Genomic DNA, 19,811 nt, shown 5'->3' on the forward strand with positions numbered 1-19,811 from the left:
GTGGGGCGGTAAGCCAGAACCACAACTGAATTGACCGCCCGAGGGCGGGTTGACCGAACCCGGTCAGCCCGCCCTCGGCGCCTTTCCCGACCCTCCGCCCCCGTTCAAGGGCATCCACAAAACACCGCAGACTCCCAAAGTCCCCGGCCACAGGCCCCCAGGAGGGGTTGATCATGAAGTTGTGGCACCGAAATGCGACATTCCGGCGCCACAACTTCATGATCAACGGGGAGAGCGGGGGTCAGCCCTTCTCCAGGTAGCCGGCGCGTTCCTCGTCGACCAGGGTCGCCACCGAGGCGGCCAGGGCGGGATGTCGCGTCAGCTCCGGATCGTCCTCGACCAGGGTGATCGCCTCGGTCCGAGCGGCCCGGATCAACTCGGTGTCCCGCAACAGTGACAACAACCGCAGGTGCGAGCGCCGCCCGGACTGGGTGGCTCCGAGTACGTCCCCCTCGCGGCGCTGCTCCAGGTCCAGTTCGGCCAGTCGGAACCCGTCCGTGGTCGAGGCGACCGCGTCCAGCCGTTCCCGGGCCGGTGAACCCTCCAACGTTTCGGAGACCAACAGGCACAGCCCGGGTGCCGTACCCCGCCCGACCCGGCCGCGCAACTGGTGCAGCTGGGACATGCCGAACCGGTCGGCGTCCAGCACGATCATCACGGTCGCGTTCGGCACGTTGACACCAACCTCGATCACCGTGGTCGCCACCAGCACGTCCAGGTCACCGGCGGCGAACGTACGCATCACCGTGTCCTTCTCGTCGGCCGGCAACCGTCCGTGCAGCACCCCGATCCGCAGCCCGTGCAGTGGCCCCTCGGCCAGCAGCGGCGCGACCTCGGTGACGGCCAGTGGAGGCCGGCGGGCCGACTCGTCCCCGGACGGCGGCTCCTCCTCGGACTCCGGCCCGGTGCCGATACGCGGGCACACCACGTACGCCTGATGGCCGGCGGCCACCTCCTCGCGTAACCGACGCCAGGCCCGGTCCAGAAAGGCCGGTTTCTCCGCGGCCGGTACGACGTGCGACGCGATCGGCGAGCGCCCGCTCGGCAGTTGGGACAGGGTGGAGACCTCCAGGTCCCCGTAGACGGTCATCGCCACCGTTCGCGGGATCGGCGTCGCCGTCATCACCAGCACGTGCGGCGGCTGTTCGGCTTTGGCCCGCAACGCGTCGCGCTGCTCCACCCCGAACCGGTGCTGCTCGTCCACCACCACCAGGCCGAGGTCGGCGAAGTCGACCCCCTCGTAGAGCAGGGCGTGGGTGCCCAGGACGATGCCGGCACGGCCGCTGGCCACCTCCTCCAGCGCGTGCCGACGAGCCGCCGCGCCGAGCGAACCGGTGACCAGGGCGACCCGGGTGCCGTCCGGGTCGCCGTCCAGCTCACCGGCGCGACCGAGCGGACCGAGCAGGTCGAGGATGCCCCGGTAGTGCTGGGCGGCGAGCACCTCGGTCGGGGCGAGTAGTGCCGCCTGGCCACCGGCGTCGACGACCTGGAGCATGGCCCGCAACGCCACCAGCGTCTTGCCGGAGCCGACCTCCCCCTGCAACAGCCGGTGCATGGGATGCGCGGTGGCCAGGTCGGCGGCGATCTCTCCCCCGACCGTGACCTGGCCACCGGTCAGCTCGTACGGCAGTTTCGCGTCGAAGGCGGCGAGCAGGCCGGCCTCGCGCGCCGGGCGGGGTTGCGCCGGCCAGGCCGCCGCCCGATGCTTGCGCTGCACCAACGTGATCTGTACGGCGAACGCCTCGTCCCACTTCAGTCGGTGCCGGGCCCGATAGAGGTCCTCCTTGGTGGACGGCCGGTGGATCTCCCGCAGGGCCGGTCCCAGGCCGATCAGGTTGTGGCTGGCCCGTACGGTCGCCGGTAGCGGGTCCTCGGGCGGGGTGAAGGTGTCCAGCACCACCCGTACGCAGCGGGCGATGACCCAGGTGGGCACCGCCGAGGCGGCCGGATAGACCGGGATCATCGCCCCGGCGAACTCCTCGATCTCGGGCGACCAGTCTGACCCCGCGTCACGTGACCTGGCCGGCTCAGACCGGTCGTCGGTGGCCGCCACCTCGCCATCGGCCGGACCGTCGCCGAGCAGCACGTAGTCCGGGCCGTTGAGTTGGCGTTTGCCCCGGAACTCGGTGACCTTGCCGGCGAACAGTCCCCACCGGCCGGGCCGCAGGTCCCGTTCCCGCCACGCCTGGTTTCCGAAGAAGGTCAGGGTGAGCTGCCCGCCCGAGCCGTCCTCGACGGTGACCTCCAGCAGGTTGCCGCGCCGCTGCCGCATCGGCCGGACCGCGGTACGACGCACCTGGCCGAGTACGGTCACCTCCTCGCCCACGTCCAGGGACCGGATGTCGGTGTGCTCGCCGCGCTCGTCGTACCGCCGGGGGAAGTGGTAGACCAGGTCACCGGCGGTGTGCAGGTCGAGATGGCTGGCCAGGGCCTTGGCCGTCTTCTCCCCGACCAGCTTCTTCAGCGGCGTGTCCATCGTGGACTGTTGCTCGGTCACTCGACCCCCACCAGCAGCGGATAGTGCGGTTGCCCACCGACGTAGTCGTGCACCTCGACGAAGGGCCACCGGCGGGCCACGTGGGCCTGGACCGCGTCAACCAGCCCGTCCGGCGCGTCCGCGCCGAGTAACAGGGTCACCAACTCGCCCCCACCGCCCAACAGCCGGTCGAGCAGCGCCTCGCAGGTGGCCAGCAGTTCGGCACCGATCAGGTGCACCTCGCCGTCCACCAGGCCGAGCACGTCACCGGGCTGACACCGGCCGGCCACGGTCAGCGCCTCTCGGCTGGCGTAGCAGATCTGGGCGTAGCGGCAGGCCCCGGCGGCCTCCGCCATGGCGATCACGTCATCCTCGAACGGGCGGGCCGGATCGCGTACGGCCAGCGCGGCCAGCGCCTGCACCGGTGACCGGGTGGGCACGACACTGACCTTCACCCCGAGTGGTACGGCGGCTCGGGCCGCTGCGCCGGCCACCGCCTGGGTGTCGGGGCCGTTGGGCAGCACCACCACCTGGGCGGCACCGGTCGACCGGATCGCCGCCAGCAGGTCGCCGGTCGACGGAAGGTCGGTCACCACCGTGACCCCCTCGGCACGTAACAGTTCGGTGAGTCCGGCCCCGGCGGCCAACACCACGGCCGCCCGATCGGAACTCCCCACTGCCCGACCGGATGCGGCCGCCCGATCGGAACTCCCCACTGCCCGACCGGGGCCGGCTGGACGGACCGTCCCCGACCGGTCGTCGACCGGGTGGACCGCCTCGGGCCGCCCATCAGCCGGACAGGCGACGGGCACCTGGTCGGCGAAGCGGGTGACGGAGATCTGGTGTGGTCGACCGGCCACCACCCCGGCCTCCACCGCAGCGCCCACGTCGTCGACGTGGACATGCACCCGCCAGGTGGACGTCTCCGACGGGGCGGCTCCGTCGCCGACCACGACCAGCGAGTCGCCGAGCCCGGCCAGCACCGCCCGCAGCCGCTCCACCGCCGGGTGGTCGGCGTCGAGCAGGTACTGCACCTCGTAGGCGTACTCCGGGGAACCGGTCTCCCGGGACGCGGTCCCCGCCCGACCGACCGGGGGCGGCGCGGTGGCCGGCCGGTGCGGACGCTCGCCGGTGACCACCTCGACCAGGGTGTCAAGCAGGACGCAGAGGCCCCGGCCGCCGGCGTCGACCACTCCGGCACGGCCCAACTCGGGCAGCTGGTCCGGGGTACGGCCCAACGCGTCGGCGGCGGCCGAGGCGGCGACCCGGGTCACCTCGGCGAGGTCGTCGGTGTCGGCGCGTTCGGCGGCGGACGCCGCCGCCCCGATCACGGTCAGCAGGGTGCCCTCGACCGGCCGGGCCACTGCGGCGTAGGCCGCCGAGGCGGCGGTACGCAGCCCGGCCGTCAGCGCCCGCCCGCGCACCTGCGGCACCGGGGCCAGCGTGTCGGCGAGACCGCGCAGGATCTGTGCAGTGATCACCCCCGAGTTGCCCCGGGCACCGAGCAACGCTCCCCGAGCCATCAGCCGTAACGCCCGCCCGTGGCCGGTCGACTCCCCCTGCGGTGTGGCGGACAGACCACGCGGAATCTCCAGACCGGAGGTGAGCGCCTGGTGGGCAGAGGTCAGGGTGAGCACCAGGTTGGTGCCGGTGTCCCCGTCGGGAACCGGGTAGACGTTGAGGTCGTCGATCTCGCCCTGATGCCGTTTGAGGGCGGCGAGCCCGTCCGCGCACCACCGGTGTACGGCGGCGGCGTCCACGCTCTCCAGCATGGGCAAAGCCTACTGGCGTCCCCCGACAGGCTGCTGACCACGCACTCCGGCCCGTAGCCGCGCCGAGGACGAGCGCTGTCGGACCGTTCGGGCAGGATGCCGCAGCATGACGGATGATCCGACCAGGTCGGCCTGCTGGCCGAGACGCGATCCATTCGCCGGTCTCGACGAAATCCGCTGGGGTCGTATGCGGCACGCCTACGGTTCCGCCGCCGAGGTTCCCGGACTGCTACGCAACCTGGCCGACCCCGACCCCGCCATCCGGGAGGTGGCCCTCGACCAGATGTACGGCGCGGTCCACCACCAGGGCGACGTGTATCCCTGCACGGTCGCGACGATTCCGTTCCTGCTCCGTATCGCTGGGTGCGGCGAGTTGCCCGGGCGGGCCGAGGTGCTACACCTGCTGGCCAGCATCGGCAGTGCCGAGGACCCGACCGGGTTGACCGGCCCGTACCGGAAGGCCAACCAGGCGGTCGCCGAGGCGTACCCGATGTTTGTGGGGTTGCTGGCCGACGACCCGGACCCGCAGGTACGCGCGGCGGCGATCGCGGTCCTGCCAGCCTGCCCGGGTCAGGCGTCGGCGGCGGTCACCCGGCTGCTCGACCGGCTCCCCGAGGAGCAGGACCCGATGGTCCGGGCGGCGATCATGCGGGGTGCGGCCGAGTTGGCCCGCCGTGGCACCAGCGTCGGGCCAGTGCGTGAGCGACTGGCCGGGCTGCTCACCACCGAGCCCGACCCGCAACTGCGGCTGGTGGTCCTGACCGAACTCGCCTCCCTGCCGGACAGCGCTGTCGCGTCCGACGGCCAACCGGGCAGCCGGCCGCTGATCGAGGTCGACGACGTGCTTCCCCTGATCGACGCGATCTACCGCACGGGTACGCCCACCACACCGCCCGCTGGGTTCGAGACCGACACTCTGCTCGGCGCGATCCGGCAACGGCGTGAACAGAGCGACGAGGGACGCCATGCTCCCCAGGCTGCCGCACTGGTCCGTACCGTCGCCGCCTCGTTCGGCGACCGCGTGACCGATCGGGTACGCCTGCTGACCGCCCTACTGCGCTCACCAGATCCGGAGTGCCGACTCGACGCGCTGTACCCGGCGGGCAACCTCGTCGACCGGTGGCGTGGTGACTACGCGGAGCTGATCGCCCTGGTCGGCGACCAGCTCCGCGCCGGGCAACCGCCGCAGCTCGGCCCACGTGCCGTACACCTCCTGGAGAACCTGGGCGGGCTCGCCGCCCCCGCCGTCGACGCCCTGGTGGCGGCATTGACCACCGCCGAGCGGGTGCAGCACCCAAGCACCGACGGGCAGACACCCTGGGTGATCGAGTGGGCGCAGGGGTTGCCGACGGTCGGGCCCGGCCTACGTGCCCTCGCCGGTACCGGTGACCCGCGCGCCCTGCCGATGCTGGCCTGGGTGCTGGACCGTGAACAGCTGCCCCGCGACGTGGGCTACCTCGTCGCCGGCTACGGCGCGCAGGCCGCGTCTCTCGTCCCGGTGATCCGCCGCCGGCTGAACGATCTGCCCACCGACGATCCACGCGACGACCGGCGGGACAGTCTCGTGGCGGCGCTCGCCCGGATCGGTCCGGCCGCCGCCGAGGCCCTGCCCGAGATGGTGGACCTGCCGGTCACCCCGGCCGTACTGCGGGCACTCGCGGCGATCGGCCCGACGGCCGAGGCCCTGCCGATCCTGCGGGCGGCCGCACAGTCACCGGACCGGGCGACCGCGACCGCTGCTGTGAAGGCGTTGTGGCTGGTCGCCGGGGACGCGGACGCCGCACTCGACGTCGCCGACCGATATCTCGACGGCAACGAGTACGCCCAGCGCGACGCCGTGGAGATCCTCGCCGAGTTGGGACCGGCGGCACGGACCCGAGCCGGTCGACTCCGGCGGCTCACCCGCCGCAGGGACCGGTTCGGCTGGCTTCCCCTGAGCGCGGCGCGGGCGCTGTGGCGGGTGACCCGCGACCCCGTACCGGCGTTGCCGACGTTGGATCTGACCTGGCACCAGAATCCACACACGCGTCGGGTCGTCGCCTCGGTCTGGGCGGAGATCGGCCCGGACGCCGCTGCTGCACGGCCGCTGCTGACCGAGGAGCTGGGTCGGGTACGCCGACACAACGCCATGGACGGCGGTTACAGCAGTGCGCAGGTCACCGACGACGAGGAGTTGCTCGGCATCTGCCGGGCGGCGCTGGCCGCCCTCGGCTAGGCTCCGGCACCGGTCGCCTCTCCCACGGCCTCACGGATACTTTCCCGCTCCGTCGCCAACCGGTTCCGCCGCAGGCCGGAGCCGGTTGGCCGGGGCGGTGGGGCATCGGGTAACCTGACCAGGTTGCCGAGGGCGATGTCTTTGCACGCCCTCATGAACGATCAATCCCAGGAGTATCCCGTGGCTAGCGTGTGCGACGTCTGTGGCAAGGGTCCGGGCTTCGGCCACAACGTGCCGTGGTCGAAGAAGAAGACCAACCGCCGCTGGAACCCGAACATCCAGTCGGTGCGTACCCCGGCCGGTGGCGGGACCACCCGTAAGCTCCAGGTCTGCACCTCGTGCATCAAGGCCGGCAAGGTCGCCCGCGCCTGACCTGAGGCGGGGCTCGGCCCTTCCTGTCAACTTCGCCGTTGCCGGCGGATCCATGTGATCCGCCGGCAATGTCGTGTTTCCGGCACTTCGGAACGACCTCCCAAAAAGACAACTCCCAAAGGACGACTCTTCAAAGAGGGCCTCTTTAAGAACGACAGGATTGGCCACCCGGCGGGCATCCCTTCGATTGACCGACACATCGCGCGGACCTTCGGTCGTAATTTGGCGGACGTCCATCGGAGTAGTTCCGGCGGTGGCTGCCGCCACAATTAGCGCCACAGATGCGGCTGAGGTCGCAAACCGGAGGGCGCACCATCGATCCCCCAGAGCGGCGCACTTCGGGACAACCTGTGTCGCCCCCGGAGGACCGCTTTGATGATCCAGCTAGGCCAGGAGGAACTCGTACTCGTCGGGTGCCCGCTGGGGCTACTGGCCTGGCAGTCGGAGTACCTGCCGGACCGCAGTGTCGTGATCATCGAGACTCCGGACGGCATCCGTGACCATGATCTCGAACGGGTCGTCCGGCGGACTCCGGTGGTGGGCCGGCTCATCGCCGCCGAATACCGTACCGACCTCGACCTCGACGAACTGCTGGCCCGCGAACCGGGCCTGGCCACCGCCACCCTGGTCGTCCCCGGGCTGGAGTACGCCGTCGGCGCCGCCGCCCGGCTCGCCGACCGACTGGGACTGCCCGGTGCCGGGCTGCCGGCCGGGGACATCTTCCGGGACAAGTACCAGATGCGTCAGCTGGCCGCCGCCAACGGCATCGCCAACCCGGTCCACCGGCTGGTCCGCGGTCCCGACGAGGCGGAGAAGTTCTTCGCCGAGGTCGGCGGCAGATGCGTGCTCAAACCCACCAACCGGCAGGGCAGCAGCGGCGTGCAGTTCATCGACGCGCACACCCAGATCGCCGAGTGCTGGTCGCACACCGCCGAACCGGACACCACCCGGCCCGGCACACCGACCGACGTGCTCCTGGAACAGGCCCTGACCGGGCCGGAGTTCAGCGTCGAACTACTGGTCAGCGCCGGCCAGGTAATCTTCCGCAACGTCACCGCCAAACGGCTGGTGCCCGGCCGGTTCCCGGTCGAACTCGGACACACCGTACCGGCACCGATCACCGCCGAACTCCGCACCAGGCTGCTCGCCTCGGCCGAAGCCCTGGCCACCGCGGCCCGCTTCGGCAGCGGCGTCCTGCACAGCGAATGGATCGTCCAGGCGGGCATACCGACCCTGGTGGAGTGCGCGGCGCGGCTCCCCGGGGACAGCATCAGCACCCTCATCTCGATGGCCTACGAATTCCGCTTCATCGAAATCTACCTTCGGGTGCTGCGCGGTGACCGGCTGACCCTACCGAGCGAGGCCGCCAGGGCGGCGGCGGTGCAGTTCCTCACCGCCCCGCCCGGCCGGGTGATCGCGGTGGCCGGGGTCCAGCAGGCGAGCCACACCCCGGGCGTCGTGGACGCACAGGTCACCGTCGAGCCAGGCGCACAGGTTCACGCCGTCACCTCCTCCGACGACCGGATCGGGCAGATCATGGCGCTCGGCGACACCCCGACCCAGGCCGAGACGAACGCCCGTACCGCCGCCGACGCCATCCAGGTGACGGTGGTCTGAGCGTCGCTCCCACCCGGTGACCGGTCTCAGAGGGTGCGGCCGAAGGAGATGCAGCCGGGGGCATCCCGGTAGTAGCCGAAGTTCTCGATCTGCTCGTAGCCACCGCTGCGGTACATCGCGATCGCCTCGGGCTGCTTGTCGCCACACTCCAGGATCATCCGCTTGCACCCGTACTCCCGGGCCGACTCCTCCACCGCGGCCAGCACCGCACGGGCCACACCCCGCCCCCGGGCGGACGTCGTGGTGAACATCCGCTTCAGCTCGGCGGTGTCGCCCCCCTCGCCGTGGCCACGCCAGCCGCCACAGCCCACCGGCTCGCCAGCCAGGTATGCCACCAGGAACGCCCCGGCCGGGGGCTCGAACTCGGCCGCGTCGACCGGTGTCTCGTCCCCGCTGCCGCCGTAACGAGCCCCGAGTTCGGCCAGCGCGGCGGTCGTCAACTGCCGGGCCACCGCAGAGTCGAAACGTACGACCCGGATTTCGATCTCACTCACCGCTAGAGCCTACCCAGGTGTCGGGAAGGCCCCTTGGCCATCGCTTCCAGCCGGCAGAGAGGCCCTTCCCCACACCAAAGCGGGCGGGCTCGGACGGGCAGAAAGGCGGCGCACATACTGACAGGCAGGCAGGCGCACGGGCGGGCAGGCGGGGATCGGGCGGGCAGGTGTGCTGGCTCAGCGGAAGTGGTCCCAGCCGGCACTGCCCTTGTATGGCTTGCCGTCCACGGTCAGCCCACCGCCGTGTACGACGTGCCCCACCATCCGCCAACCGTCGGGTATCCCGTGGTCCTCGGGGAAGGTGGCGGCAAGCGCGTGATCCTCCCCACCGCCAAGCACCCAGGAGTACGGATCGACGCCGAGCGCGTTCGCCGCGTCCCGCATCTGCTGCGGCACGTCGAAGGCGTCCGCGCACAGGTCGATCCCGACCCGGCTGGCGGTGGCCACGTGCCCCAGGTCGGCCAGCAACCCGTCCGACACGTCGATCATGGCGGTGGCCCCGTGCACCGCGGCCTGCGGCCCCGCTCCGTACGGCACCTGCGGCCGGCGGTACGCCTCCACCAGCAGTTTCGGCGTACGGAACCCACGGGAGAGCACGGTGTAGCCGGCGGCAGCGTAGCCGAGTCGACCGGCGATGGCGACCACATCCCCGGCCTGCGCCCCGTCCCGGACCACCGGTGCCCGGCCGCCCAGGTCACCGAGGGCGGTGACGGCAACGGTGAGGGTGGTACTGGCGGACATGTCCCCGCCGACCACACTCGCCCCGACCAGGGCCGCCTCGGCGGCCAGGCCGTCGGCCAACTCCTCGGCCCAGCGCACGTCCACGTCCGGTGGCAGGCAGAGCGCGACGAGCAGCGCGGTAGGGATCGCACCCATCGCCGCGATGTCGGCCAGGTTGGCCGCCGCCGCCCGGTGCCCGATGTCCGTGGCGCTGGACCAGTCCCGTCGAAAGTGCCGGCCCTCCACGAGTACGTCCGTGCAGGCGACCACCCGTCGGTCGGGCGCACTGACCACGGCTGCGTCGTCACCCGGCCCGAGCAGGCAGGTGGGTCCGACCCCCAGCCGAGCGGTCACCCGGGCGATCAGCCCGAACTCGCCGACCCGCGCGACACTCATATCGGCATATCCTGGCGTTTCACGCCCGGAAGCGTACGCGGCGGGGCCGCGACCGCGTAGTACGGCAAGCCGAACGGCCCCGTCGATTTCACCGCCCCGCGGTACTGCTCTGCGGGCTCCGGGCCAGTTCGGGGTTCACCGAATCGACCGATTCCCTTGCTCACTGTCGCCTCCTCAACCACCGATAGACATCCGCCCTGGTCCGTACGGTAGTTTCACGGTCGAGCCGCTCTGCGGCGGCGGACGGGAGTCGGATCGTGGTACAGGCGTACATCCTCATCCAGACCGAGGTCGGCAGGGCGCGTGACGTGGCCGCGTCCATCACGGATATTCCCGGAGTCGTTCGCGTCGACGCGGTGACCGGCCCGTACGACGTGGTCGTGCTCACCGAGGCACACAACGTCGACGAGTTGGGAAAAATGATTGTCAGCAAGGTACAACTGGTGCCGGGCATCACGCGTACCGTCACATGTTCGGTGGTGCAACTGTAAGTGGAACAGCTCACCCCGGTGCGGCCTGAGCAGGAGCGCAAGGACCGGACCACGCGTAGTGCTGCGCTGTGGGCCACGCTCGTCGCCCTGCCAGTGACCGTACTAGTCGCAATCCTCGGTTTCGTGGCGCTCCGTCCGGACGCCCCGGCTGACGAGCCGAGCCCGTCGCCCACCACCCCCCGCGCCCAGTCGAGCGCACCGGTCGAGATGGCCGCACCTCCGCTGGCGGAACGGGCGACCTTGGTCTGCCGCGCGCTGCTGGCCAAGCTGCCGGCGACCGTCCGGGACCTGACCCAACGGCCGGTGACCGCCGGTGCCGAGCAGAACGCCGCGTACGGTGACCCGGCGCTCACCGTGGCCTGCGGCGCGACCCTCCCGTCGTACCACCCGGAGGAGAAGTTGTGGGTGGTCAACGCGGTGTGCTGGCACGCCAAGGAGGGCAAGGAGAATACTGATCCGACGGTGCTCACCACGGTCGACCGCGAGGTGCCGGTACAGGTGACCGTGCCCAGCGCCTACGAGGCCCCGTTGCAGTGGATCCCCTCGCTTTCCGAGGCCCTGGTCTCCTCGGTGCCGACCGCGAAGGACGTCCCGTTCGGCTGCACCGGCTGAGCCCCCTGTTCGGCCGCACTGCCTGAGCCAGGACAGAACCAGGAAGCCTGAGCCAGGACAGAACCAGGAAGCCTGAGCCACGACGAAGCAGGAAGCCTCAGCCAAGACGAAGCAGGAAACGGCCCTCGGTCGACGAGTCGTCGACCGAGGGCCGTTCCGGTGCCAGCGGTCCGAGACAGCGGAATCAGTGCAGGCCGGTGCCCCGACTCAACGCGTTGCGGATCAACCGGTCGACCAGCTTCGGATACTCCAGTCCGGCCGTCGCCCACATCCGCGGGAACATCGACGTCGAGGTGAAGCCCGGCATGGTGTTCAGCTCGTTGAGGTAGACCTGGTTGTCGTCGGTGACGAAGAAGTCGACCCGGGCCAGGCCGGCGCAGTCCAGGGCGGTGAACGCCCGGCAGGCGTACTCCTGGACCTGACGGGTCACCTCCTCGGGCAGGCGGGCGGGCAGGTCGTACTCGCAGGATTCGTCGAGATACTTGGCCTCGAAGTCGTAGAAGTCACGCCCCGGCAGAACCCGCACCTCGGCCAGTGGGGACGCCTCCGGCGCGCCACCGGCGTCGCTCTCCAGCACCCCACACTCGATCTCCCGACCGACGACCGCCGCCTCGACGAGCACCTTAGGATCGACCTGCCGCGCCGCCTCGATCGCCGCGTCCAGGTCGGCCCAGTCGGAGACCTTGCTCACCCCGTACGACGAGCCGCCCCGGGCCGGCTTCACGAAGACCGGCAGCCCGAGCCGCTCCTTGTCGGCCTCGCCGAGCGTCGTCCCGTTACGCAGCACCGCGTACGGTCCGACCGGAATGCCCTCGGCGGCGCAGAGCTTCTTGGTGAACTCCTTGTCCATCGCGGCGGCCGAGGCGAAGACGTTGGAGCCCACGTACGGAATGTCCGCCATCTCCAGTAATCCCTGGATGGTCCCGTCCTCGCCGTACGTGCCGTGCAGCACCGGAAACACCAGGTCGACGCCGGCCAGGGCACGGGGACCGTCCGGGGCGTCCAGGACCATCAGCCCGTTGCCGGTCGGATCGGCCGGCAGGACCACCGCAGCCCCGGTGCCGGCGGTGATCTCCGGCAGCCGCCGGTCGTCGATGGCGAGTTTGTCGCCGTCACCGCTGGCCAACATCCACTGGCCGGCCCGCGTGATGCCGATCGGCACCACCTCGAACTGGTCCGAGTCGAGGGCGGCGAGGATGCTGCCCGCACTGACGCAGGAGATCCCGTGCTCGGTGCTGCGGCCGCCGAAGACGACAGCCACGCGGGTCTTACGTGGGGTGGTCAAAGAGTCACCTCTCGTTCGCGACTGCGTACGCCGCAACGGTAAGAGGAGGAGGTCCGCCGGACCGTACCCGCTCCTCGCGCTCACGCGGGTGACCCTACTCTGCGTGGCCGACCTTCGGGTCCTGGCCGGTGGAACCGTGGTTAATCAAACAGAACGTAGCGGCGAGGTCGTCCCTGGGCGAATCGTGCTTCGATATCCGGCTGGCTGCTCGGCGTTGCTGCTACCCGCGTACCTGGTCAGGCGAAAGCGGTCCGTCCCGGACGGGCACGAACGGTAGGGTATCGGCCTTGTGAGCCACGAACCCCTCATCGTCAGCCTCACCGCCGCTCTGGAGGACCGCCCGGAGGACCTGCCGCTGCGGCTACACCTGACCGGTCTGCTGCTCGACGCCGGCCAGGTCGGAGCGGCGATCGCGCACGTCGCGCAGGTGCTGGCCCGGGACCCGGACAACACACAGGCGCAGACGTTGATGCAACGGGCACTGCGCGGCCCGGCCGCCCAGTCGACCACTGCCACCGAGCCGAACGCGACCACCCAGTCGACCGCCGCCACAGCCGCCCCCGCCCCCTCTGTCCAGTCGACCGCCGCCACCGAGCCGAACGCGACCACCACGACAGCGACGCCGGCACCGCCAACGCCATCGCCGGCACCCGCCACTACGGCCTCCTCACTGACCGACTACGAGCAGGAGTTGTCCGAGGTCGTCCCACCCCGGTTCGCCACCGTCACCACCCAGCCGGAGCCGGTGACCGGTAACGAGGACCGGGCCTTCGACGTGGAGACCACCACGATCCGGTTGGCCGACGTCGGCGGCATGACCGACGTCAAGGAACGCCTGGAGCTGGCCTTCCTCGGCCCACTGCGCAACCCCGAACTGCGCAAGCTGTACGGCAAGAGTCTGCGTGGCGGCCTGATGCTGTACGGCCCGCCTGGCTGCGGCAAGACCTTCCTGGCTCGGGCGATCGCCGGTGAGATGGGGGCGAAGTTCCTCTCCCTGTCCATTGTCGAGGTCCTGGACATGTACATCGGCACGTCAGAACGAAACCTGCACGAGCTGTTCCAGACCGCCCGCCGCAACGCGCCGTGCGTACTCTTCCTCGACGAGGTGGACGCCCTCGGCCACAAGCGCTCGCACATCTCCTCCTCGTCGATGCGGGTGCTGGGCAACCAGTTGCTGGCCGAACTGGACGGTATGGAGGGCAGCAACGAGGGTGTCTTCGTACTCGCCGCGACCAACACCCCGTGGGACGTCGATCCGGCACTACGCCGCCCCGGTCGCCTCGACCGGATGGTGCTGGTGCTCCCGCCGGACCCACCGGCCCGCGCCGCGATCATCGAGTACCACCTGCGGGACCGGCCGATCGCCGGCATCGACCTGCGGCGGTTGGTGGCCGCCACCGAGGACTTCTCCGGCGCGGACCTGGCCCACCTGTGCGAGACCGCCGCCGAGTTCGCGATGGCCGACTCCATCCGCTCCGGCGAGGTGCGGATGATCGAGCAACGCGACTTCGACCAGGCGCTACGGGAGGTGCGTCCCTCGGTCAGCTCCTGGTTCGCCAGTGCCCGCAACGTCGCCAAGTTCGCCAACGAGGGCGGACTCTACGACGAACTCGCGGCGTACCTGAAGAAGCGCAAGCTGCTCTGACCGTCGCACGGAGACCGCCCGGACCACCTAGACGGAAGCAGCCCCGATGACAGCCCCGGCACAGCTGGCACGGGCCCGGCACCTCGCCCAACTCGGCCGGATCACCGCCGCCCTCGACGCGGTGCGCTCGGTGCTGGCCAGCGAACCGCACCACGTCTTCGCCCTGTTGTTGCTGGCGTACTGCCACCAGCAGGCGGGACAGCCGGTCGAAATGCTGGACGCGGCCGACCGGGCGGCGGCAGCCGCACCGGGAAACCCGGCCGCGCATCGCAGCCGCTCGGTGGCGCTACGGAAGCTGGGCCGGTACGCCGAGGCGCTGGCCGCCGCCGACCAGGCCCGATCCCTCGCCCCGGACGACGCCGAGGCCGAGATCATGCGGGCGTACGCGCTGCTGGCCATCGGTGGCACCCGGGCCGTCCTCGCCGCCGCCGCGAGTACGGCGCGAGCCCGCCAACTCGCACCGCACGATGTGGACGTCCACCGGGCCGAGGGAAACGCGCAGCGCCGGATGGCCGAGTTCGGCCGGGCCCGCGCCGCGTACGAACGGGCATTGGCCATCGCGCCGGGCGACCCGAGGACGATGCGCGCCCTCGCCGCCCTGGACGCCGACCGGGGCCGGGCCCTGCGTGCCGCACCGACCCTGGGGGCGGCGCTGAGCGCATCCCCCAACGACCCGGCCACCCTGCGCACCTCGATCCTGGCCGCCCGACGGATGCTGTGGCTACTGACCGATGTGGCCTGTCTACTCCAGATACTGGTCACCATCGCGGTCGCCGGGCTGCTGGAGAACCTCGACGGCTGGGCCGGTACGACCAGCGCGGCGGCGGTGCTGGTGGCGGGCACGCTCGGTGTGACCCTGTTCCTGCGGTGGCGGCTGGGCCGGTTGCCGCACGCCACCCGTACCCTGCTGCGGACGTACCGGTCTCAGCTCAATTTCGTGACCGGGCCGCTGCGGGTGGTCTCCCTCGCCGCGGCCGGGCTGTTGATGCTCGTCGGTGGTCATCTGCCGACCGCCCTGGAGGCGATCGGGAGCGCGCTGGCCGGCTGGCCGCTGTTGCTGCTGCTCCTACGGGCGCGTAACTGGTTCTTCGGCGAGGTTTACTACCTGGCCCGCCGGTGCTGGTTCCGGCTGCACCCCCGACCCGACCCCGGCGTCAGCCCGGGGATCGGCCTCGACGGTCGGCCCTGACGGTCAGGCCGGTGGGCTGGCCGGGACCAGTTGTCGCCGACCGACCGCGATCACCTTGACCCGCTGCCGACCGGCCCTAACCATGCCCAGCGCCATGAACGCACCAGCGATCTTGTCGGCCGCCTCTCGGCTGGTCGCACCGACGACCTGACGGCGGCGTTCCGGGATGAGCCGCTCGTTACGCCCGGCGATGGTGAGCGGTCGGACGTCGGTGAGCACCACCAGGAAGCGCGTCACCGGGAATCACCATGGTCAGTCCGCACGGCGGGTCACCTCGGGCTCGGCCGTAGTGGCGGCCAGCCCGCCCGACCGGTCTCGGCAGACGTAGGCCAGGTTGGCGTGGATCCACGCCCCGTCGTTGTCCCGTAGCACCGGATTCGCGCACCAGCGGCACCGCGAGACCCGGGGCCAGAAACCGGTGGTCGGCATCCGACTCCCTCCAGCTTGGTGGCGGGAGGAACACGGCGATCGGGAACGGGGAGAACCGATCGCCGTGCACCTCATTTCCCCTCGCGGTCACCCACCACCACCGTCGCCACGACAACCGGCGGTGAGGACGCACTAACAGATTGGCATCTGCGAACGCATGAATGCAACTCTCACGGCCGTTCTCTCATGCACACTTTCTCGCAAACGTGTGTCAGGATCTATGCATGGCCCCGAAAACCGCTCGCGGACGCCGACTCGGTATCGCCCTGCGCAAGCACCGAGAGGCGGCCGGACTCACGCTCGAAGAAGCCGCTGACCAGATCAGCAGCACCCGTAGCACCCTGTCGCGCTACGAGAACGCCCAGGGCCTGCCCAGTCCGGCGACAGTGCACGGCCTACTGACCGTCTACAAGGTGAGCGAGGACGACCTGGCCGCAGCGGTCCAACTCGCCAAGGACGCCCGCAAGCCCGGCTGGTGGGTGTCCTACTCGCACCTACTCGACCGCCGCACCATCGACTTCATCGCCGTCGAAGCCGAGGCGACCGCCATCGCCAACTTCGAACCGTCGATCGTCCCCGGCATGCTCCAGACCGCCGACTACGTTCGGGCGATCATGCGGGGCGGCCCGCACACCCTCAGCGACGAGGAGGTGGAGGAGCGGGTCGAGATCCGGATGGACCGGCAGAAGCGACTGGTCGGCACCGATCCGCCCATCATCGAAGCCATCGTCGACGAAGGTGCCCTGCTGCGGCCGGTCGGCGGCAAGGCCGTCAACGACGCCCAACTCCAGCACCTGCTCAAGATCTCTGAGTTGCCGAACGTCTCCGTGCAGGTCATCCCGCTCAAGTCCGGCTACCACCGAGGCACCCGCGGCTCGCTGCACATCCTCGAATTCGCCGACCCAGAAGATCCGATCCTCGCCTCGGTCGAGACCGTCGCCGGGCAGTTGATCCTGGACCGCCCGGCCGATCTCCGTACCTGCACGAAGATCATGGAACATCTGCGGTCCGTCGCGCTGAGCCCTGCCGCCAGCCGCGACACCATCCACAATCTCCTGAAAGGACAACGACCATGACACCGAGTAACACCCTGCGCGACGCCAACTGGCGCAAGAGCACCTACAGCGGAGACCAGGGCGCCTGTGTCGAGGTCGCCGCCGTCGCCGACACCATCGCCGTACGCGACTCGAAGGACCCGGCCGGCCCGACGCTCAGCTTCTCCCCCACCGCCTGGGCCGCCTTCGCCAAAGCCACCCCGATCGCCGACGCCGCCTGACGGCGGCCGGCACCACCACGCTTTACTCCGGGGCCCCAACGCCGCCGCCGGACGACGCAGGACCGGGCAGGTCGGTCAGTCGTCCGGCGGCGGCCAGCCGCTCGTACGCCCACCACCAATCAGGACACCGGGTACGCAGACAACGCGGACACGCCCCCAGCTTTGGGTCATCCGCATGGGCGAGCATCGTGTCCCGGTAGTGCGCCACCATCTTCTCCGACAACGGCACCGGCTCCCCGGCGCTCGGCCCGCTCAGCACCGGCCCGCTCCGGTTTCGATGGCCGCCGCGAAGAACCCGGCCAGCGCCGCCCGATCCAGCCGCTGGGCCGCCAACAGCTCGATCAGCAGCATCGTCCGCAGGGCCACCAGCTGCGTCGACCGGAGATCCAGCGATCCCGCCTCGACCTGCTTGGCTGGCTCGGCGGGCTCGGCTTGCCTGGCTGGCTCGGCTTGCCTGGCTGGCTCGGCGGGCTCGGCCGGGTTGATGGCGGTCCGGACCAGCTCGGCCATCGTCGCCAGGTCCAGCTCCCCGCCGTACGGGTCGTAGCGATCCTGCACCCCGGCCACGAACCGGAGCACACTCGCCGCACTCCGGTCGTCCGCCGCGAACCGCCGCTGGGCCGCCAACTGAAGGACGGCGGCGACCAGCTCGGCGTACCCGTCAAGAAGCCGATCGTGACCGACCACCGTGACCCGGCGGTCGTAGCGGCACGGTGGCAGCGGCCCCCGGTGGTGGCGGACCGGTACGACCAGCCGGCCCGCCACCACCGTCCCCGCGTTCCGCCGATCCACCGGCGGGCTGGACTGTTGCCGCAGCCCACGCACCACCTGCGACCGCCGCATCGGCCGCAGATTCCCGCCGCCGGGTGGTTCGGGGTACGCGGCCGTCGAGGCGACCCGGTGCATCAGCCAGGCGGTCAGCAGGTCCAGACAACCCACCCCCACCTGCCACTGCACCATCGCCGCCACGACCGTCGGATCGCCCTCGGGCGGCTGCGATCCGACCCCCTCGGTCTGGCTCCGGACCCGGTTGACGACCTTCGTAGCCCGCCGTACGGTCTCCGCCGCCCGGTGCAGGACGACCGTCCGGTCACCGGACCCGTCGTGCGGTACGGCCACCACCAGCTCGCGCAGCTCGGCAACCCCCTGCCACACCGCCCAAGCCGCATCCCCGGCCGATTCCGCGCTGGTCGCCTCAGTCGTCTCCGTCACCCGTCCCCCTCCTCCGCTTCCTTGCGTTGGATCGGCTCCGGGACGGGCGGGATTCAGTCCAAAAGGGGAGGCAGACCGCTTGCCAGCACCCGCCCCGGGCCGTGCCATTAGGTTCTCGAGTGAGCGATTCGCTGTGCAGGTGGCATTGCCAGCGTTTGGTTGAAAGCAGGTTGAAAATGCCTCCGGCCTGGTGCTCTGGGCAGCATCTAGCACGTTCAACTGGAAAGATGCGGAACGTGTCCGACGTCATGCCCAGTGTGAACGAGGCGTTGGCGGCTGCTATCCGCTCGGCCGGATGCTCACATGCGGGACTCGCAAGGCGGATCAACAAGCTTGGCGCGGCCCGAGGCATGTGCCTCGCCTACGACAAAACGGCGGTCAGTCATTGGCTGAGCGGAACCCAGCCACGTCCCCAGGTCCGCTTCCTGATAGCCGAAGCCCTCTCGGAAAAGCTCCACCGTCCAGTTACGCTTGCCGAGTTGGGGCTCGCCGAGCCGGAAGCGCCGAGTTGCACCGTCGGCGGCTTGCTCTACCAACGCTCGATCGGGCCGACGATCAGCACCTTGATGGAGCTGGCGAAGTTGGATATCGAACGAAGATCACTCCTCAAGATGGCCCCGTTCCTGGCAGGGGCACTGGTTGCCCCACAGCGCGACTGGCTGCTCCATCTACTCGGCCAGGAGAACACGTCTCCACCTGCGGAAACATCCGCGCCAGCGGATGCGCTGCTTGAAATGGGACGGGTCTTCGAGGACTTGGACAACCGCCTCGGCGGGGGACACGCTCGCCTGGCCCTCGTGCAATATCTTCGGGAACAGGTCACGCCGCTACTACGTCTGCCCCACCCCGACGGCCAACGCCAACGGCTGTTCACCGCCGCCGCGCACCTGGTCTCAACGGCTGGATGGATGACCTATGACAGTGGCGACCTTGGGCTTGCGCAGCGCTACATGACCCAGGCTCTCCGTCTGTGCGCGGAGGGCGGTGAGCTTGCCTTAGCGAACCAGATCTTCGCTGGGCTCTCTCACCTCACCATCAGCGCAGGTAGTCCGCAGGAAGGGCTCAACCTCGCGCTGACGGGGCTCGCCACCGCCAAACAAACCGACAGTCGGCTGGGCCTCATGCGGTTGCATGCCATGCGGGCACGAGCACACGCCGCTCTCGGCGAGCGCCGCCAGGCTACTCAGGCAATCACCGCCGCCGAGCACGCACTGGACGCCAGTCCGGGGCCGGACAACGAATCACAGTGGGGACGTTTCCTCAATGCAAGCTTCCTGGCAGCGGAAACAGCAGCCTGTATGCAGGACGTAGGGGATCATGCGGCCGCACAACGCTTCGCGGCGATGGCCGCCGCCGGCACCGGCCAACTCGGCCGCAGACAAACCATCAGCCTGGCGGTGTTGGCGACCGCTCAGCTCGACCAGCCGAGTCGAGACCTTGAAGGCGCAGTCGACAACGCAACCAAGGCGCTCAACGGTATGGCCGGAATTTCCAGCCAGCGCAGCGCCAAGGCCCTCAATGACGTACGCCGCCGCCTCGCGCCGTTCCGCCGGGAGGCCATCGTGCGAGAGTTCGAACTGGCAGCCACGGCCCGTCTCAGGGTTCTGTAG

Annotated in this window: 19 protein-coding genes; 10 read left to right on the plus strand and 9 right to left on the minus strand. The window is 70.3% G+C overall.

What is annotated here, in order from left to right; all coding sequences use genetic code 11:
- Nucleotides 1-241: 241 nt before the first annotated feature.
- Both recG and FHR38_RS06255 read right to left on the minus strand, forming a co-directional pair.
- Nucleotides 242-2,497 carry an ATP-dependent DNA helicase RecG gene (gene recG / locus FHR38_RS06250; protein WP_184533609.1) on the minus strand — a complete coding sequence of 752 codons (2,256 nt, stop codon included), beginning with the start codon at nucleotides 2,495-2,497 and terminating at the stop codon, nucleotides 242-244.
- Nucleotides 2,494-4,248 carry a fatty acid kinase ATP-binding subunit FakA gene (locus tag FHR38_RS06255; protein WP_184533611.1) on the minus strand — a complete coding sequence of 585 codons (1,755 nt, stop codon included), beginning with the start codon at nucleotides 4,246-4,248 and terminating at the stop codon, nucleotides 2,494-2,496. Before FHR38_RS06255 ends, recG begins: the two co-directional genes overlap by 4 nt.
- 106 nt (nucleotides 4,249-4,354) lie before the next feature.
- On the opposite strand from FHR38_RS06255, the gene FHR38_RS06260 reads away from it, so the two are divergent.
- From FHR38_RS06260 to FHR38_RS06270, 3 genes are all read left to right on the plus strand, one after another.
- On the plus strand, nucleotides 4,355-6,463 hold the full coding sequence (locus tag FHR38_RS06260) for a PBS lyase (protein ID WP_184533613.1): 2,109 nt from the start codon (nucleotides 4,355-4,357) through the stop codon (nucleotides 6,461-6,463).
- A 180-nt stretch (nucleotides 6,464-6,643) separates the two neighbouring features.
- On the plus strand, nucleotides 6,644-6,835 hold the full coding sequence (gene rpmB, locus FHR38_RS06265; protein ID WP_184533614.1) for a 50S ribosomal protein L28: 192 nt from the start codon (nucleotides 6,644-6,646) through the stop codon (nucleotides 6,833-6,835).
- Between the two features lie 375 nt (nucleotides 6,836-7,210).
- Nucleotides 7,211-8,452, plus strand: a complete 1,242-nt coding sequence (locus FHR38_RS06270; RefSeq protein ID WP_246446334.1) for an ATP-grasp domain-containing protein — start codon at nucleotides 7,211-7,213, stop codon at nucleotides 8,450-8,452.
- Between the two features lie 26 nt (nucleotides 8,453-8,478).
- On the opposite strand, the gene FHR38_RS06275 is transcribed toward FHR38_RS06270, so the two are convergent.
- Nucleotides 8,479-8,946 carry a GNAT family N-acetyltransferase gene (locus FHR38_RS06275; protein WP_184533616.1) on the minus strand — a complete coding sequence of 156 codons (468 nt, stop codon included), beginning with the start codon at nucleotides 8,944-8,946 and terminating at the stop codon, nucleotides 8,479-8,481.
- Between the two features lie 177 nt (nucleotides 8,947-9,123).
- Nucleotides 9,124-10,062 (minus strand): thiamine-phosphate kinase, encoded by a 939-nt coding sequence (locus FHR38_RS06280; RefSeq protein ID WP_184533617.1) that lies wholly within the window; start codon nucleotides 10,060-10,062, stop codon nucleotides 9,124-9,126.
- A 257-nt stretch (nucleotides 10,063-10,319) separates the two neighbouring features.
- Between FHR38_RS06280 and FHR38_RS06285 the strand changes: the two genes are divergently transcribed.
- Both FHR38_RS06285 and FHR38_RS06290 read left to right on the plus strand, forming a co-directional pair.
- Nucleotides 10,320-10,553: an Lrp/AsnC ligand binding domain-containing protein gene (locus tag FHR38_RS06285; RefSeq protein WP_184533618.1), complete on the plus strand. Its 234-nt coding sequence runs from the start codon at nucleotides 10,320-10,322 to the stop codon at nucleotides 10,551-10,553.
- Nucleotides 10,554-11,165, plus strand: a complete 612-nt coding sequence (locus FHR38_RS06290; RefSeq protein WP_184533619.1) for a DUF3515 domain-containing protein — start codon at nucleotides 10,554-10,556, stop codon at nucleotides 11,163-11,165.
- Between the two features lie 184 nt (nucleotides 11,166-11,349).
- Here the strand turns inward: FHR38_RS06290 and FHR38_RS06295 are convergent, their stop codons facing one another.
- Complete coding sequence (locus tag FHR38_RS06295) at nucleotides 11,350-12,450, minus strand: D-alanine--D-alanine ligase family protein (RefSeq protein WP_184533620.1); 1,101 nt, start codon at nucleotides 12,448-12,450, stop codon at nucleotides 11,350-11,352.
- 289 nt (nucleotides 12,451-12,739) lie between these two features.
- Here FHR38_RS06295 and FHR38_RS06300 point away from each other — a divergent pair, with 289 nt between their 5' ends.
- Both FHR38_RS06300 and FHR38_RS06305 read left to right on the plus strand, forming a co-directional pair.
- Nucleotides 12,740-14,095: an ATP-binding protein gene (locus tag FHR38_RS06300; RefSeq protein WP_184533622.1), complete on the plus strand. Its 1,356-nt coding sequence runs from the start codon at nucleotides 12,740-12,742 to the stop codon at nucleotides 14,093-14,095.
- Nucleotides 14,096-14,141: 46 nt separating this feature from the next.
- Nucleotides 14,142-15,284, plus strand: a complete 1,143-nt coding sequence (locus FHR38_RS06305; RefSeq protein ID WP_184533624.1) for a tetratricopeptide repeat protein — start codon at nucleotides 14,142-14,144, stop codon at nucleotides 15,282-15,284.
- 3 nt (nucleotides 15,285-15,287) lie between these two features.
- On the opposite strand, the gene FHR38_RS06310 is transcribed toward FHR38_RS06305, so the two are convergent.
- Nucleotides 15,288-15,521 (minus strand): hypothetical protein, encoded by a 234-nt coding sequence (locus FHR38_RS06310; RefSeq protein WP_184533626.1) that lies wholly within the window; start codon nucleotides 15,519-15,521, stop codon nucleotides 15,288-15,290.
- Nucleotides 15,522-15,536: 15 nt separating this feature from the next.
- A complete protein-coding gene (locus tag FHR38_RS06315) occupies nucleotides 15,537-15,713 on the minus strand; it encodes a hypothetical protein (protein ID WP_184533628.1) in 177 nt (58 codons plus the stop codon).
- 224 nt (nucleotides 15,714-15,937) lie between these two features.
- Between FHR38_RS06315 and FHR38_RS06320 the strand changes: the two genes are divergently transcribed.
- Together FHR38_RS06320 and FHR38_RS06325 are read left to right on the plus strand one after the other, a co-directional pair.
- Nucleotides 15,938-16,789, plus strand: a complete 852-nt coding sequence (locus FHR38_RS06320) for a helix-turn-helix domain-containing protein (protein WP_184533630.1) — start codon at nucleotides 15,938-15,940, stop codon at nucleotides 16,787-16,789.
- Nucleotides 16,786-16,989: a DUF397 domain-containing protein gene (locus tag FHR38_RS06325; RefSeq protein WP_184533632.1), complete on the plus strand. Its 204-nt coding sequence runs from the start codon at nucleotides 16,786-16,788 to the stop codon at nucleotides 16,987-16,989. Before FHR38_RS06320 ends, FHR38_RS06325 begins: the two co-directional genes overlap by 4 nt.
- Nucleotides 16,990-17,011: 22 nt before the next feature.
- Here FHR38_RS06325 and FHR38_RS06330 read toward each other — a convergent pair whose 3' ends face one another.
- Nucleotides 17,012-17,248, minus strand: a complete 237-nt coding sequence (locus FHR38_RS06330) for a hypothetical protein (protein WP_184533634.1) — start codon at nucleotides 17,246-17,248, stop codon at nucleotides 17,012-17,014.
- A complete protein-coding gene (locus tag FHR38_RS06335; RefSeq protein ID WP_184533636.1) occupies nucleotides 17,242-18,201 on the minus strand; it encodes a hypothetical protein in 960 nt (319 codons plus the stop codon). Before FHR38_RS06335 ends, FHR38_RS06330 begins: the two co-directional genes overlap by 7 nt.
- Before the next feature lie 236 nt (nucleotides 18,202-18,437).
- Here FHR38_RS06335 and FHR38_RS06340 point away from each other — a divergent pair, with 236 nt between their 5' ends.
- Nucleotides 18,438-19,811: an NsdA family TPR-like regulatory protein gene (locus FHR38_RS06340; protein ID WP_221448924.1), complete on the plus strand. Its 1,374-nt coding sequence runs from the start codon at nucleotides 18,438-18,440 to the stop codon at nucleotides 19,809-19,811.

It is taken from the genome of Micromonospora polyrhachis, from assembly GCF_014203835.1.
Classification (GTDB): Bacteria; Actinomycetota; Actinomycetes; order Mycobacteriales; family Micromonosporaceae; genus Micromonospora_H; species Micromonospora_H polyrhachis.